The following is a 13,269-nucleotide window of genomic DNA, read 5'->3' as shown; positions in this document are numbered from 1 at the left end:
AGCTTGCCTCGCGATCTTTTTAAAGATCAAAAGATCGCGAGGCAAGCTCGCTCCTACTGGGCCGTGAGGTTAGCTGAGGACTCTGGCCAGTTCTTCGCGGCAGTAATCGACAAACAATTGCACCGGTTTGGTCAGCGGCGCCCGGCGCAGCCAGACGGCTGACAGCCCGGAGCCGGTGACGGTTTCGGCCAAGGGAATGCACACCAGTTTCTGCCCGTCGTAGGTGTATTCGGTAAAGGGTTTGGTGACCAGAATCGAGAACCCGAATCCCCTGCCGACCATGCCCCGCACCATCTCGATCGACGGCGAGCTGAAGACGATATTCGGGGTCAGTCCGCGCTCTTCGAAGATGCTCACGAAGTAGGTCCGGCTCGGCAGCACGTCGAGTAAAATCATCGGTTCCAGTACCAGGTCGGCCAATGACACTTTGGCCTGCTGCGCAAAGCGGTGGTCTGCGGGTAACAGCGCGTACGGCTGCTGCGGCGGCATCAATGGCGTGGTTTCGATACTGCCGCCCAGGTCGTGCTCGAAGAGCATGGCCATGTCGATGCTGCCCGCCGTCAGCGCCTGCACCAGCTCTTGCTGTTCGCCGTCGCGAATGCGTATTTCCACTCCCGGCCAGCGCTTTTTGAACCCTGCAATCAGGCGCGGCAAGTACAGCGGCGCGACGGTCTCGAAGCAGCCGATGTCGATCTGGCCCGACACCACATCATTGTCCGCCAAGGCGTTTTGCTCAAATTCATGGGCCACGCGAAGCAGTTCCTGCGCCTTGCGATAAAAACGCGCGCCGCTGGGCGTCAGCGAAACGCCTTGGGCGTGGTGACGAATAAACAGCTGCACCCCAAAGCTGTCTTCCAGTTGCTTGATGGCGGTAGACACCGAAGGCTGGGCGATATAAAGCTTGCGTGACGCCTCTGCGACGCTCCCGCATTCGGCCGTGGTAATAAAATATTTGAGTTGGCGCAGGTTGTAGGCAGCCATCGGAACCTCGATAAACGTGGGGTTTCGCCCCAAACAAGTGCAGAAAAAAGCCGTTTTTTTCAGCGTTGGCGGTGTATGCAACATACCGGAGCAAAAAAAGGTATGAGCTATATTTTTTAAGGTCTATAGCAACAAACTTACTAATTTACCTGCCTGCCACCATTACAGATGATCACTCCAACAACAAAGCGCTGCCCTGAAAGCGCACTGCGAAGTACGCCCACGTACTCTTCCTGCCTTGGAGTTCATCATGGTCACCACTGCAACATCCTCCGCACCACTCATCGAAAAGCACACGATTGGCTACGTGCCCCCGGAAGATCGCCATGGAAAGGTAAGAGACCTCTTCACCCTGTGGTTCGGCGGTAATATCGCGCCGTTGCCGATTGTGACCGGCGCACTGGGTGTGCAACTGTTCCACCTGAATCTGGTGTGGGGCATTGTCGCCATTCTGGTCGGCCACTTGCTCGGCGGCGTGCTGATGGCGCTGCACTCAGCCCAGGGCCCGCAAATGGGCATCCCGCAAATGATCCAGAGCCGCGCCCAGTTCGGCTCTCTCGGCGCGTTGCTGGTGGTGGTGATCGCCGGCGTCATGTACATCGGCTTCTTTGCTTCCAACATCGTGCTTGCCGGTAAGTCCCTGCATGGCGTGGTCGACTCGGTGCCCGTACCGGTCGGGATCGTGATCGGCGCCATCGGCTCCGGGATCATTGGCATCATCGGCTACCGCTTTATCCACGTGCTCAACCGCATCGGCACCTGGGTGCTGGGCGCCGGTATCGTGCTGGGTTTCGGTTATATCTTCACCCACATCCAGACCACCGACTTTCTGACCCGCGGCGAGTTCAACATCTCTGGCTGGCTGGCCACTGTGTCGCTAGCGGCCCTGTGGCAGATCGCGTTTGCCCCGTACGTGTCTGACTACTCGCGCTACCTCCCGGCGGATGTGCCGGTGGCGTCCACCTTCTGGGCCACTTACATGGGCTCGGTGCTGGGCTCCAGCCTGTCCTTCATCTTTGGTGCGGTGGCCGTGCTCGCTACGCCGGTCGGGATGGACACCATGGACGCCGTGAAACTCGCCACCGGCGCGATTGGCCCGTTGATGCTGGTGCTGTTTCTGCTCAGCGTGATCAGCCACAACGCCCTTAACCTGTACGGCGCCGTGCTGTCGCTTATCACCCTGATTCAGACCTTTGCTTATCGCTGGATTCCAACAGCCAAAAGCCGTGCGCTGATTTCCACCGTGGTACTGGCGGCCTGTGCGATTGCGGCGGTCTTCGCCTCGAAAGACTTTATCGGCCATTTCGTCGACATGGTGCTGGTGCTGTTGGTGGTCCTGGTGCCGTGGACGGCGATCAACCTGATCGACTTCTATGCGATTCATAAAGGCAAGTACGACATCGCCTCGATCTTCCGCGTCGACGGTGGCATTTATGGCCGCTACAACCCGCAGGCATTGCTGGCCTACGCCATCGGCATTGTGGTGCAGATCCCGTTCATGAACACCCCGCTGTACGTCGGTCCGATCTCGGCTCACATCGACGGAGCGGATTTGTCCTGGGTCGTAGGGCTGCTGGTAACGTCGCCGCTGTACTACTGGCTGGCGAGCCGGGACAGTGCGTACAAGCGCCGAATGAACGAATCGAAACTGGTGGGTAGCGTCTGATTAAAGGCCCGGCTTTTAAGCGCTGACGATGTATAAGGCTGCTATGGGATGCGAAAGCACTCATCGCAGCCTTCGTGCCTTGGCAGCGACTACAGGGTTTGGTGACAACAGTTGCCATTGGAAGACCCTGCATGCGAGCGTGGAGACTGTACATACGACATGATCTACTGCACGTAAGCGCACCCTGCCCTGCTACGCTATGTGTCTTGTCGCGTGAACAGGGAGGACGCCATGAGCGTTATGTTGAAGCGGGCTTATGAACAGCCGAGTGACACGGATGGCCAGCGCATTCTGGTCGACCGGCTTTGGCCACGAGGCGTAGCCAAGGCGAAAGCCAGGATTGATCTGTGGCTCAAGGAGGTCGCGCCCAGCACCGAACTTCGCCAATGGTTCGGGCACGCACCTGAAAAATGGCCTGAGTTCAAAAAGCGCTACTGCGAAGAACTCAAGAACAACCCCGCGCTGTCGCAACTCCAACAACAGGCGCAGCAAGGCGACATCACGCTGATTTATGCGGCCAAGGATCAATCACACAATGAGGCGGTGGTGCTCAAAGAGATGCTTGAGGGCCGCCTTGTGCTGGGTTGAGTTGCTGTTTTAGCGCGGTATATAGAACTCCACCTTGTGGGAGCGGGCTTGCTCGCGATTGCACCGACCAGTTGTTACAGGCACACCGCGTTGCCTGTATCGCGAGCAAGCCCGCTCCCACAGGGTGCCAGGCTAACGACTACTTACGCGATTTGCCGAACATCATGCGCCAGCGATTGCGGTTGAGCAGTACCCAGCCGGTCAACTGCATGCACCCGGCCAGTACCAGGCTGCGCATGAGGGCAGGCTCTGTAGGCTTTGGCCCGGTATAGATGCTGTACAGGGCGAAAAGGACACCGAGCAGGCCGAGAATGAAAAAGATCAAACCGAGGATGGTGAGGCGATGCAAATTGAGCGAGGACATGGCGTAAATCGTTAAGGACTGGAGGCGTAACGTTACCCGGTAATGGGGCTGGCTGCCAATCGGTCAGCGATTCGAGGGGCGACTCGCTGACACGCTCAGGCAACTTCAGCCCACTAGAACGTCAGCCCTCCTTGTTCGAGGGTCAAGATCAAGGCGTTCAAGTTATCGGGGGCCACGCGTATCAGGCCTTTGCCCGGCACATCGATCTCCGCAATCATGAACAGTGCCAAGGCCGTAAAAATCGGCATGATGCACACCAACACATTGCTCCCGGACTTGCCCCGCGCATTGTAGCCAATCAAAAAGTTGGAACAGACCGCACTTAACACAAGCAGTGCCCATGCAACGACCGGTATCTGATGCCGCCAGCTGGACATGGTTTTTTGTTGGGCCACATACAACTCACTGCTTGCATTAAGCACGGTCACAATGACCGGGTTGGGGTTAACCTTCGCGAGCTTGCTGATTTGAAACCACATATAGGCTTGTTTTTTGATGGACTCCATACGGATATCTGCGCGTTTGGCGTCATCATCGGTGGCATAAAATGCAATCCGCAGGGCCAGGTATTCCTCCAGCAGCTTCTCTGCGGTCTCTTGCTGAGACTCTGTGAGCAACGTCGTGCGCTGGAATGCATTACCGATGGCGACAGCTTCATTTTCTTCGGCGGCCATGCGTGAGTTCAAACCGCTTATTGCAAAAGAAAGAATAAAACCCACCAACAAACCGAACATCGACAGGATGCAGCCTAAAACAACTTTTAGCTCATCATCGAAATCAGCACTGCGAACAGCTTTACCGCCCCACACCACCTTGCCTGCAAACGCTGCCAGGCACAAAACCAGCAGCATCGACACTAAAATCAACCACGAATACATATCAATGGGATGGAATATTGAGAGCATGTTTTTAATTTTTAAGTTGGGATTTGAACTAGGTATAGCACGCCAAAAAATCGCGCACGCATGATTTATCAGGCGCACCTGCTGCAGGAAGGAAATGAGGATTTGTGGCAGTGACTGGTTTCGCGAAAAAGCTCAGGGGCACACAGCCCCTGAGCTTTTAATATCGTGCGCCCGAACAGCGCACATCAGTTCTGTGGAATAACTCGCGCTCCGCTACCGGAGCCTTCGATGTACACGTGCATGCCGGGCGCCAAGGCCGGGTTAACCGGCTGGGTTACTGACACCAGAACACCGCTTTTCAGACGCACAATGAGCTGTTGCGCTTCACGGGGTTTGTCGTAATTTTGCTTCTCGACGTAATTACCCCCCACAGCCCCCGCCAGAGCCCCGGCCACCATGGCCACATCACGCCCGGTGCCTGCACCGATCAAACTGCCCAAACCGGCACCCGCGATACCGCCCACAATGGCGCCAATACCACTGTCATGGTTTGACTTGACTTGCGTGAGTTCAACTTGCTCAAGCACGCCCGTACGGATTTCAAACTCCCCACCGTTATTAGATCCACCAGTGACGCAGGCGCTGAGCACTAGCGCTGCGAGGGTGATTGTTAACGTGGATATGATGCTTCTCATTGCGCACTCCCTGTTGAAAAGAAAGGTAGATTCAAACCCGAATGAGCGTAGCACATGGTTTTCGGGCGTCAGGATCGATGTACGCATGACGGTTCGGGCAAATCACTAAAGCAGGCATTTACATATTCTCATTAACAATGGAATACATAAGGGTGCTGGCAAGCCAGGCGGATCAATGATAGTTAGATGGCTGCCCACCCAGAACTGCAGAAGTTGTGACAATGCCGAAGAAACAAACTGCAACATCTGCAGCCGCTACTGCTGCAGATATCGAGCGCTCCATTTTGACACTCAATAAAATGGCAGAACGTTTATGGGGCGATGGCAGAGAGACCGAGGCTAAAGCACTGCTTGAAGCACTTGATGCATTAAACCGGGCGTTAGACAGAATCCGCATTGGCGAGAGCCGCCGTGTTGTGACTCTCCACTGAACACAGCAGGAACCCACCCCATGAACAAGCCTTCAGGTAACGAGGGAATAGCCAGAGCCTCCGAAAACCTTTATGACCACGGCCAGAGGATGCGCGTCAAAGCCTGGCGACTGATTCAGGCAGGTGATCGCGAAGAAGCGCAGAAACTGTTGTCCATGGCCGATATGTGTGATCGGTCGCTGGTGCCGATGCTTTCGGGTAATGAGATGGCCTGGAAGCGGGAGTGAGGGATGGATGCGGGGTTTGGCCGGGTAACTGACTGGGTCTTAGCCATCATTCAGTCGATGTGCCGTATCGCCCTCAATTGTCACTCGGGGAGTGCTGACCGAATGGGTCGTATCAACTTGGCTTAGCGAACTGGGCAGGACACTTGAACACCCTTTCAACGCCCTGTATCTCTAGACGCTCGACCACTTGGCTGCGGCCATGCAGGCCCAGGCTGATTTCGACTCCCGAGAAATCGAGACACTACCGACTTAAATGTTAGAGAAATGTGAGCCATCCCCTTAAGTTTTCCTGGAGCGCAGCTGTGGATCAACTTCTCGCCATACGGGTTTTCATCCGAATCACTGACGCCCGCTCGTTTGCGAAAGCAGCCGATTCGTTGAACATTCCACGCTCCTCCGTCAGCAAACTGCTTCAGGACCTTGAACAACATCTGGGCACCAAGCTGATCGAACGCAGTACACGCTCATTCACTATTACCCAGGCCGGTGAAGCCTACCGGGAGCAAGCCTTGAACCTGCTCGCAGGGCTCGACGAAATGGATCTCGCCGCACGTCAGGCACGCGCCAGCCCCCGAGGCAGGCTTCGCGTGGACATTGGTTCATCGCTGGCCAATCTGGTCATTATCCCGGCACTGCCGCATTTTCATGCCCGCTACCCTGACCTGCAATTGCTGCTTGGGGTCAACGACCGCCCCGCGGATCTCATCGGCGATGGCGTCGACTGTGTCATTCGCGGCGGCGCATTACCGGACAGTTCGCTGATTGGACGCCACCTGTGCAATGCAGACTTCGTCACCTGTGCGACGCCTGATTACCTGGCCTCTTTTGGCATACCGACTCACCCACAAGCGCTTGAGCAAAACCACCGCACGATTCGCTATTTCTTTTCGAACACCGGAAAGACACTGCCGCTTCACTTCGCCAGAGGTCATGAGACATACGAGGTGAATGGTCAGCCAGCCCTCTGCGTGAGCGAGAGCACGGCACTGACCGAAGCGGTGCTGACCGGGATGGGGATCGGGCAAATTTTTCGTTTTAGCGCGCGGGCGCACCTGGCTGCCGGGCGTTTGGTGCCGTTACTTGAGGACTGGGCCCCTGCCCCCCATCCACTGCAATTGGTCTATCCGGGAGCGCGCCACCCCAGCGCAAAATTGCGTGCCTTTATCGACTGGGCAGTTGAGCTGTTCAACAACGAAAGTTGTAGTACCCAAGCCGTTGAGCGACGCTGAAGGACCCGTTGCAATACACACGTCTGATTATCCATTCAGATGAATTATGTCTCTATTTTCACGGGCTTCTGCCCTAGAGACGACGCTCCTAGACTCCCCCCAAGTTGCTGACCTGAACCCTTCAGGCCAAGCTCTTCAGGCACCAGGAGTATTCATCATGTCCGACAGACTCGACGGCAAAATCGCACTCATCACCGGCGCCACCCAAGGCATCGGCCTGGCAACCGCCAAGCTGTTCGCCGCACAAGGTGCACATGTCTACATCACCGGACGTGACGCAGAGGCGTTAAAAACGGCGCACAACGCTATCGGCGCTAACGTCACGTGCATCCAGGCAGACTCGACCCGGATCGCCGACCTTGATCATGTGTTCGAACAGATCAAAACCGAGGCAGGGCGAATCGATGTGCTGTATGCAAACGCGGGCGGTGGCACGCTACTGCCCTTGGGACAGATCACCGAACAGCAAGTGGATGAGACGTTTGGACTGAACGTCAAAGCGCTGATATTCACCGTCCAGAAAGCACTGCCACTGCTGGTCAGCGGTTCGTCAGTCATTCTTGCAGGATCTAGCGCCAGCATCGCGGGCACGACGGCTTTCAGCGTCTACTCTGCGTCCAAAGCGGCGGTACGTAATCTGGCTCGCAGCTGGATTCTTGACCTCAAAGGCACCGGCATCCGGGTCAATGTATTGAGCCCGGGACCTGTGCGCACGCCAGCTTTGCTGGGGTACGCGGGGGATGATCCGGCGCAGCAGCAAGGCATGATCGACTATTTGAGTACCCTCATCCCGATGGGCCGAGTCGCTGAAGCGGATGAGATCGCCAAGGCTGCTTTGTTCCTGGCGTGTGACGACTCCAGTTTCGTCAATGGCGCCGAACTCTTTGCAGACGGCGGCATGGCCCAAGCCTGATCCGGTCGTTTACCCGCCAACCGACACTTCAGGCGCACGCCAGCGTGGGCCTGAAGGTTTACCCGTCGCGCTAGTAACCGACACCGCGCACACCGCCCGCTGCGCGGATGGATTCGCCTGTCACCCAGTGCGAGTCTGCAGACGCCAGAAACACGGCCAGCGGTGCGATGTCTTCAGGCTCTGCGAAACGTCCCAGCGGAGTTCCGGCAATAAGTTTCTCACCGAACGCCCCGGCGAAATTGCCGTCGGTAGCAGGAGTGTTCGTGTGCCCCGGCAAAATCGAATTGACTCTGATACCACGCGGCCCCAGCTCTCTGGCCAGTGCGAAGGTCAATGTATCGACTGCGCCCTTGGTTGCCGAGTACACACTCGACGCGAGGTAGGGGTCAGTACTCAGAATTGAGCTGATATTGATGATGCTGCCTGTCGGCCCCAACAGTTTGACGGCCTCACGTACCGCAAGCAGGTAGCCCAGCACGTTCAGATTGAATTGTTTGTGAAAGGCTTCTTCGGTCAAGTCATCGATCATCTGAAACACCGCGACGCCGGCATTGTTGACCAAGATATCCAGGGAGCCGTACTTCGTGCGGACTGTTTCAAACAGGCGCACAACATCAGTTGCCTGACTCATGTCAGCCTGTACGGCGAATGCTGAACCGCCGTGCTCTGTGATATGGCCCACCACAACATCCGCATCGGCCTTGCTGGAGGCATAGTTGACGATGACTGTTGCGCCCTGCGCGGCCAAAGCTTTGGCGATCCCGGCACCGATGCCTTTCGATGCGCCCGTGACAACCGCTATTTTTCCTTCGAGTTTCATGACCAGCCCTTTTGACGTTACGTGACAGAAGGCTTCGGTGCAGTCAGGCGATAAACAACCGTAACGCATCGAGCCGCTTGCCTTCAGTATTCGGGCATTGAAGTCGCCGAGGTTTGCCGGTTAGTCGCACATACTTGCCTATTCTTATCAGTTGGCTTGCTATGCCCCGGGGTTTGGCTCACGGTGGAAGGCATGGAAAAACCAATGGCAGAACTGCGCAGCATCGTGATGCGCGCACAAGACAAGTGGACCGATACCGGATTGCCCCGTGTGGCGATGGTGCGGGCCGAGGCCTGTGCTAACCAGGTTTATCAACCGATGCTGCATTTGGTGCTTCAGGGCACCAAGACCCTGTCAATCGGGGAAGAGGTTTACAGTTACTCGCCAGGCCACTATTTCCTGGTGCCTGTCGATGTGCCCGCTACGGGTCAGATTCACGCAAATGCAGTGGATCAACCCTATCTCGCGGTCAGCCTGACGCTGGACGTCGAAGTGATCGCTGAGCTGTTGATGGACGAAGGCAAAACGCCTAGGGCGGCGCAAAGCGCATGTTTCGAGGGCGTGCTTGCACCCGCGCACATGATCGACGTATGGCTGCGCATGATGCGGCTCATGGATCACCCGTATGAGGCTGCGATTCTGGCGCCGATGATTGAGCGCGAAATTTTGTTCCGCGCGTTACAGGGGCCACTAGGGGGGATTCTTCGGGATGTCGCGCGGCCGGATGGCCGGATGATGCAGATCCGCCGTGTCACTCAATGGATTCGTGAACACTACACCGAACCTTTTCGGGTAGAGCCGCTGGCCGTCATGGCAGACATGAGCGTGGCCGCCTTCTACCGGCACTTCAAATCGGTGACGGCCATGACCCCGATTCAGTATCAGAAGCGCCTTCGTTTGTTGAGGGCGCGATGGTTGTTGCTGTTCGACACACTAGATGCAACATCCATCGCCTACACCGTTGGGTATGAAAGCGCCTCTCAATTCAACCGGGAGTACGCGCGCCTGTATGGTCTGCCACCGGCGCGGGACGCGGCGCGATTCAAGCCCTCAAGGCCAGCGAAAGTTGAGAGCAAAGCGCTCGCAACAGCCTCATGAACAACTGCCCCAAGCCTTAAAAATCGGTGATCCGAGTCCCTTCGATACTCTCGGCAAAACCACTTCCAAACACCTTCGCCGGTGTTGCAAAACCCGACAGGCGCTCACCGTTCAATACCCGCCGTGCCGCTTCCACTGCCGCCAGCGGCGTGTAGGTATAGCCATTCACAGTTTCGATGACTGAGCGTGCAATGGCGCCATCGCTGCCTGTGACCTCAACTGCTGCACGGGCGCGATGCGCATCCCGCTGCTCCGGGGTGGGCCCCTCGGGCAACAGTGACAGATCGCCTTCTGGAAAAGCGTCGCCCAAAATATGCACAAACATCGCGATATTAGGGATGCCGGTCGAATGCCATCCCGTCACCAGATCACCGAAAGACAGTGGCACGCAGAGAACCGGACCTTCACCAAAATCAAAATGACGGGGCGCCGCATCGGGTGTTGCAACGAGTTCGCCAGCGACCCTCGCGAGCACCCCCGCACCGATGATTTCGCTGACACTCATGGCTGATCCACGAGACATTGAGCCTGGTACCTGAAGTGCAATGCTCAGTGCAAAAGGCTGCTCAATGCGCTTGGCCACCTGCACCGACAACGCATCAGTTGGCACTACGTCCCATCCGACGCCTGGCAACAGCATGACCTGCTGTAAAACGGCTTCAGCGCCTAACCGTTCTGCCACACGGTACACGTTGATCTCGGCCGTAATGTCCAGATAGTCGACCCCGGCCCTGATGCAGGCGCGCATTAAAACCTCAGCCGTGTGTGCAAACGGCCCCGCGAAATTGAGCAATACCGAGATGCCAGTCAATGAGGTCTCGGCATCGGTATCGGCATCGAACACACGAAACGGTACGCCCAGATGCGCTGCCAGTGCCGCCAGCCGAGCGTGGTTGCGCCCGGCGATTTCAAAATTCAGACCAAGCGCCTTCGCCCGCTCTGCCGCCATGCGGCCGGTGTAGCCTGTTGCTCCGTAGATCAGAAGAGTGCTCATTGGGTGTGCTGCCATTTTTTATAGACGAATTCCAGGCTGTATCCATCCGGGTCCAGCACATTGGCGGCGTAGTAATCGGGGTCGTAGTGCAAACGGGCACCAGGCGCACCATTGTCGACGGCGCCCTGCTCCATGGCTGCACTATAGGCCGCGTCCACCTCGGCTTTATTGTTTGCAACAAAACCTACATGAGCGGCACGCCCTTCGGCGATCCCTTCGCGCAACCAGAAAAACACTCGCCCCCTGGCGCCAAAGCCTTTCAAGTCAGGATGCCCCGGCGGGCCGTCCTTACCGTCGTAGTCCAGACGCGCAGTGATACCCAACGGCGTCAACACTGCTTCGTAAAAGCGTACGGAGCGGCTGATATCGCTCACGGATAAAAAGACATGATCCAGCATGACAAAATCCTTCTGGGTTCAGATGATGTAGCCGCCCGCGACTTCGAGGGTCTGAGCATTGATCCACTCGCTGTCCTGCGACAGCAACATTGCAATGACGCGCGCGACGTCATCCGGCTCGCCGACTCTGCCCAGCGCAGTTTGCGCGGCCAGCATCGCTTCGAACTCGTCGTTCAATCCCCCGCCCAACTCAGTACGAATAGCACCGGGTGATACGGCATTGGCCCGTATACCCCGCCCGCCAAATTCCTTGGCCATATAGCGGGTCAGCACCTCTAGCCCACCTTTGAATGCCGCATAAGGTGCAACGCCGGCGGTGGCCACACGCGCCGTGGCGCTGGTCAGATTGACGGTGCTGGCGTTTTCCGCCAACAGCGGCAGCAATGTTTGAGTGAGGAAAAACGGACCTTTAAGGTGCACCTTGAACAGTCCATCGAACTGCGCTTCGCTGACGGTTGCCAAGGGATTGAACAAACCGTAACCGGCATTGTTCACCAGCCCGCTCAACGTGGTGACAGCCCAAGTCTCGTGCAACGTCTCGACCACTGACTGGCGAAACGCCTCAAAGCTGCCAACGTCGGATACATCAAGCTTGAGCGCTACCGCCTTGCCGCCGGCCTTTTCGATGCGCTCAACCACCCTGGCGGCCGCCTCTGGATGAGTGTTGTAAGTGAGGATGACCCCCAGACCACGCTGAGCAATATGCTCGGCGGCACTGGCACCGATGCCGCGGCTGCCGCCCGTTATGACGATTACGCTCATATGCTGTTCCTCTGTCATTCAAATGTATGACCAGAGTACTTATCGGTCCTGCCAGGAACGTACCTGTTCCTGCTTCAAACCTGCCTGTTTGTGCTTTTCGCTTGCAGGCTGCTGGCACCTGGTTCCAGCATGCCTGTATGGACAATCAACTGAACGAACTCAGGTCACTCGCGGCCACCGCTGAAAATCGCCGTACCGAAACGGGCATTCCCCGTGTGGCCATGGTTCAGGGGGAAATTCCTGAGCACATGCTCGCAGCGGTCTATGACCCGATGATCAATGTGATCCTGCAAGGCAGTAAGAGCATGACGGTAGGGGACAGAACCTTAAGGTATGACCCTGCGACATACTTTGTCATGTCTATCGAGTTACCCGCTGTGGGCTCGGTACATCCTGCCGAATCCGGAGAGCCCTACCTGGCGGTCAGTCTGACGCTCGACCCAGTGGTGTTATCAGCGCTGTTCAGTGACCTGCCCAAACCTGCCAGCCGTATCGACAGCAACCCTGGGTTTTCAGTCGCGTCAATGACCAGCGATCTCATGGATGCCTGGGTTCGGATGCTGAGATTAATGGGTGATCCGGACGCTATCGCTGCCCTGGCTCCGGTTTACGAGCGTGAAATTATCTTCCGGGTCCTCCAGGGGCCTCATGGCTGGATGTTGCGAGAGATAGCGGCGCCGGACAGCGCAATGGCGCGTGTAAACATGGCCATCCAATGGATCCGCCGCGACTTCGCGCAACCCATTGGTGTAGAACGCCTGGCAGAACGAGCGTCAATGAGCGTCTCGGCGTTCCATCGACACTTCAAGGCAGTAACCAACCTGAGCCCGTTGCAATATCAGAAACGCGTGCGCCTGCTTCAGGCCAGAACCCTGATGGTGGCAAGCGCGAAGAGCGTCATGACGGCTGCATACGAAGTCGGCTATGAAAGTGCAACACAGTTCAGCCGTGATTATGCAAAAGTGTTTGGGCTTCCCCCTGCGCAAGATACCAACAGAATTTTAGGCCGATCCAGAGCCCGATAGCGTTTCAGATAACAGTGACTGCCAGCTATGAGAATCCGGGCGATTCAAAGAGCCCGCCGCCGAGCGCAATGCTGTTCACATAAGCGAAAGCGAACCCTGTAGGAGCGAGCTTGTCTCGCGATCTTTTGACCTTTTAAAAGCTCGCTCCTACAGTTATGAACTGCCCCCAAAAAGTTGGACACCCATCCAACTTTTTGGGTTTTCAACATGAATAAGTACACAGAGCAATTTAA

At 56.7% G+C, this 13,269-nt stretch carries 16 protein-coding genes; 8 read left to right on the top strand and 8 right to left on the bottom strand.

What is annotated here, in order from left to right; translation table 11 throughout:
- Nucleotides 1-69: 69 nt before the first annotated feature.
- A complete protein-coding gene (locus AAEZ03_RS24605) occupies nucleotides 70-981 on the bottom strand; it encodes a LysR family transcriptional regulator (protein ID WP_047294692.1) in 912 nt (303 codons plus the stop codon).
- A 250-nt stretch (nucleotides 982-1,231) separates the two neighbouring features.
- On the opposite strand from AAEZ03_RS24605, the gene AAEZ03_RS24600 reads away from it, so the two are divergent.
- Both AAEZ03_RS24600 and AAEZ03_RS24595 read left to right on the top strand, forming a co-directional pair.
- The gene (locus AAEZ03_RS24600; RefSeq protein WP_350582206.1) at nucleotides 1,232-2,647 is read left to right on the top strand and encodes a purine-cytosine permease family protein; all 1,416 of its coding nucleotides are present in this window, start codon (nucleotides 1,232-1,234) and stop codon (nucleotides 2,645-2,647) included.
- A gap of 231 nt (nucleotides 2,648-2,878) precedes the next feature.
- Complete coding sequence (locus AAEZ03_RS24595) at nucleotides 2,879-3,235, top strand: DUF488 domain-containing protein (protein ID WP_047294698.1); 357 nt, start codon at nucleotides 2,879-2,881, stop codon at nucleotides 3,233-3,235.
- A 139-nt stretch (nucleotides 3,236-3,374) separates the two neighbouring features.
- On the opposite strand, the gene AAEZ03_RS24590 is transcribed toward AAEZ03_RS24595, so the two are convergent.
- The 3 genes from AAEZ03_RS24590 to AAEZ03_RS24580 form a co-directional block, all read right to left on the bottom strand.
- Nucleotides 3,375-3,599, bottom strand: coding sequence for a hypothetical protein (locus AAEZ03_RS24590; protein ID WP_047294701.1), 225 nt, complete (start codon nucleotides 3,597-3,599; stop codon nucleotides 3,375-3,377).
- Between the two features lie 113 nt (nucleotides 3,600-3,712).
- Nucleotides 3,713-4,450, bottom strand: coding sequence for a bestrophin-like domain (locus tag AAEZ03_RS24585; protein WP_256665487.1), 738 nt, complete (start codon nucleotides 4,448-4,450; stop codon nucleotides 3,713-3,715).
- 239 nt (nucleotides 4,451-4,689) lie between these two features.
- Entirely contained in the window at nucleotides 4,690-5,139 is a 450-nt protein-coding gene (locus tag AAEZ03_RS24580) for an outer membrane lipoprotein (RefSeq protein ID WP_350582204.1), read from the bottom strand.
- A gap of 221 nt (nucleotides 5,140-5,360) precedes the next feature.
- Between AAEZ03_RS24580 and AAEZ03_RS24575 the strand changes: the two genes are divergently transcribed.
- From AAEZ03_RS24575 to AAEZ03_RS24560, 4 genes are all read left to right on the top strand, one after another.
- Nucleotides 5,361-5,570, top strand: a complete 210-nt coding sequence (locus AAEZ03_RS24575) for a hypothetical protein (RefSeq protein ID WP_082148698.1) — start codon at nucleotides 5,361-5,363, stop codon at nucleotides 5,568-5,570.
- A 20-nt stretch (nucleotides 5,571-5,590) separates the two neighbouring features.
- Complete coding sequence (locus AAEZ03_RS24570) at nucleotides 5,591-5,797, top strand: hypothetical protein (protein ID WP_123751518.1); 207 nt, start codon at nucleotides 5,591-5,593, stop codon at nucleotides 5,795-5,797.
- A 302-nt stretch (nucleotides 5,798-6,099) separates the two neighbouring features.
- Entirely contained in the window at nucleotides 6,100-7,026 is a 927-nt protein-coding gene (locus tag AAEZ03_RS24565) for a LysR family transcriptional regulator (RefSeq protein ID WP_350582200.1), read from the top strand.
- A gap of 157 nt (nucleotides 7,027-7,183) precedes the next feature.
- Nucleotides 7,184-7,939 (top strand): SDR family oxidoreductase, encoded by a 756-nt coding sequence (locus AAEZ03_RS24560; protein WP_350582197.1) that lies wholly within the window; start codon nucleotides 7,184-7,186, stop codon nucleotides 7,937-7,939.
- 70 nt (nucleotides 7,940-8,009) lie between these two features.
- On the opposite strand, the gene AAEZ03_RS24555 is transcribed toward AAEZ03_RS24560, so the two are convergent.
- Complete coding sequence (locus AAEZ03_RS24555; RefSeq protein WP_048386876.1) at nucleotides 8,010-8,759, bottom strand: glucose 1-dehydrogenase; 750 nt, start codon at nucleotides 8,757-8,759, stop codon at nucleotides 8,010-8,012.
- A gap of 192 nt (nucleotides 8,760-8,951) precedes the next feature.
- Between AAEZ03_RS24555 and AAEZ03_RS24550 the strand changes: the two genes are divergently transcribed.
- Nucleotides 8,952-9,857, top strand: coding sequence for an AraC family transcriptional regulator (locus AAEZ03_RS24550; protein WP_502947945.1), 906 nt, complete (start codon nucleotides 8,952-8,954; stop codon nucleotides 9,855-9,857).
- 16 nt (nucleotides 9,858-9,873) lie between these two features.
- Here the strand turns inward: AAEZ03_RS24550 and AAEZ03_RS24545 are convergent, their stop codons facing one another.
- The 3 genes from AAEZ03_RS24545 to AAEZ03_RS24535 are packed head-to-tail and all read right to left on the bottom strand — an operon-like array spanning nucleotide 9,874 to nucleotide 12,011.
- The gene (locus AAEZ03_RS24545; RefSeq protein ID WP_350582196.1) at nucleotides 9,874-10,851 is read right to left on the bottom strand and encodes a saccharopine dehydrogenase family protein; all 978 of its coding nucleotides are present in this window, start codon (nucleotides 10,849-10,851) and stop codon (nucleotides 9,874-9,876) included.
- A complete protein-coding gene (locus tag AAEZ03_RS24540; protein WP_350582194.1) occupies nucleotides 10,848-11,249 on the bottom strand; it encodes a VOC family protein in 402 nt (133 codons plus the stop codon). Before AAEZ03_RS24540 ends, AAEZ03_RS24545 begins: the two co-directional genes overlap by 4 nt.
- A gap of 18 nt (nucleotides 11,250-11,267) precedes the next feature.
- Nucleotides 11,268-12,011 carry an SDR family NAD(P)-dependent oxidoreductase gene (locus AAEZ03_RS24535; RefSeq protein ID WP_350582192.1) on the bottom strand — a complete coding sequence of 248 codons (744 nt, stop codon included), beginning with the start codon at nucleotides 12,009-12,011 and terminating at the stop codon, nucleotides 11,268-11,270.
- A gap of 137 nt (nucleotides 12,012-12,148) precedes the next feature.
- Here AAEZ03_RS24535 and AAEZ03_RS24530 point away from each other — a divergent pair, with 137 nt between their 5' ends.
- Nucleotides 12,149-13,036, top strand: a complete 888-nt coding sequence (locus tag AAEZ03_RS24530) for an AraC family transcriptional regulator (protein ID WP_350582190.1) — start codon at nucleotides 12,149-12,151, stop codon at nucleotides 13,034-13,036.
- Nucleotides 13,037-13,269 lie beyond the last annotated feature (233 nt).

This window comes from Pseudomonas sp. HY2-MNA-CIBAN-0224, assembly GCF_040310285.1.
GTDB lineage: Bacteria > Pseudomonadota > Gammaproteobacteria > Pseudomonadales > Pseudomonadaceae > Aquipseudomonas > Aquipseudomonas helleri.
This window is presented reverse-complemented; position numbering and strand designations above follow the sequence as displayed.

Coding starts and splice junctions, on each gene's coding strand:
- AAEZ03_RS24605 (WP_047294692.1), bottom strand. CDS start 981: ATGGCTGCCTACAACCTGCGCCAACTCAAATATTTTATTACCACGGCC.
- AAEZ03_RS24600 (WP_350582206.1), top strand. CDS start 1,232: ATGGTCACCACTGCAACATCCTCCGCACCACTCATCGAAAAGCACACG.
- AAEZ03_RS24595 (WP_047294698.1), top strand. CDS start 2,879: ATGAGCGTTATGTTGAAGCGGGCTTATGAACAGCCGAGTGACACGGAT.
- AAEZ03_RS24590 (WP_047294701.1), bottom strand. CDS start 3,599: ATGTCCTCGCTCAATTTGCATCGCCTCACCATCCTCGGTTTGATCTTT.
- AAEZ03_RS24585 (WP_256665487.1), bottom strand. CDS start 4,450: ATGCTGCTGGTTTTGTGCCTGGCAGCGTTTGCAGGCAAGGTGGTGTGG.
- AAEZ03_RS24580 (WP_350582204.1), bottom strand. CDS start 5,139: ATGAGAAGCATCATATCCACGTTAACAATCACCCTCGCAGCGCTAGTG.
- AAEZ03_RS24575 (WP_082148698.1), top strand. CDS start 5,361: ATGCCGAAGAAACAAACTGCAACATCTGCAGCCGCTACTGCTGCAGAT.
- AAEZ03_RS24570 (WP_123751518.1), top strand. CDS start 5,591: ATGAACAAGCCTTCAGGTAACGAGGGAATAGCCAGAGCCTCCGAAAAC.
- AAEZ03_RS24560 (WP_350582197.1), top strand. CDS start 7,184: ATGTCCGACAGACTCGACGGCAAAATCGCACTCATCACCGGCGCCACC.
- AAEZ03_RS24555 (WP_048386876.1), bottom strand. CDS start 8,759: ATGAAACTCGAAGGAAAAATAGCGGTTGTCACGGGCGCATCGAAAGGC.
- AAEZ03_RS24550 (WP_502947945.1), top strand. CDS start 8,952: ATGGAAAAACCAATGGCAGAACTGCGCAGCATCGTGATGCGCGCACAA.
- AAEZ03_RS24545 (WP_350582196.1), bottom strand. CDS start 10,851: ATGAGCACTCTTCTGATCTACGGAGCAACAGGCTACACCGGCCGCATG.
- AAEZ03_RS24540 (WP_350582194.1), bottom strand. CDS start 11,249: ATGCTGGATCATGTCTTTTTATCCGTGAGCGATATCAGCCGCTCCGTA.
- AAEZ03_RS24535 (WP_350582192.1), bottom strand. CDS start 12,011: ATGAGCGTAATCGTCATAACGGGCGGCAGCCGCGGCATCGGTGCCAGT.
- AAEZ03_RS24530 (WP_350582190.1), top strand. CDS start 12,149: ATGGACAATCAACTGAACGAACTCAGGTCACTCGCGGCCACCGCTGAA.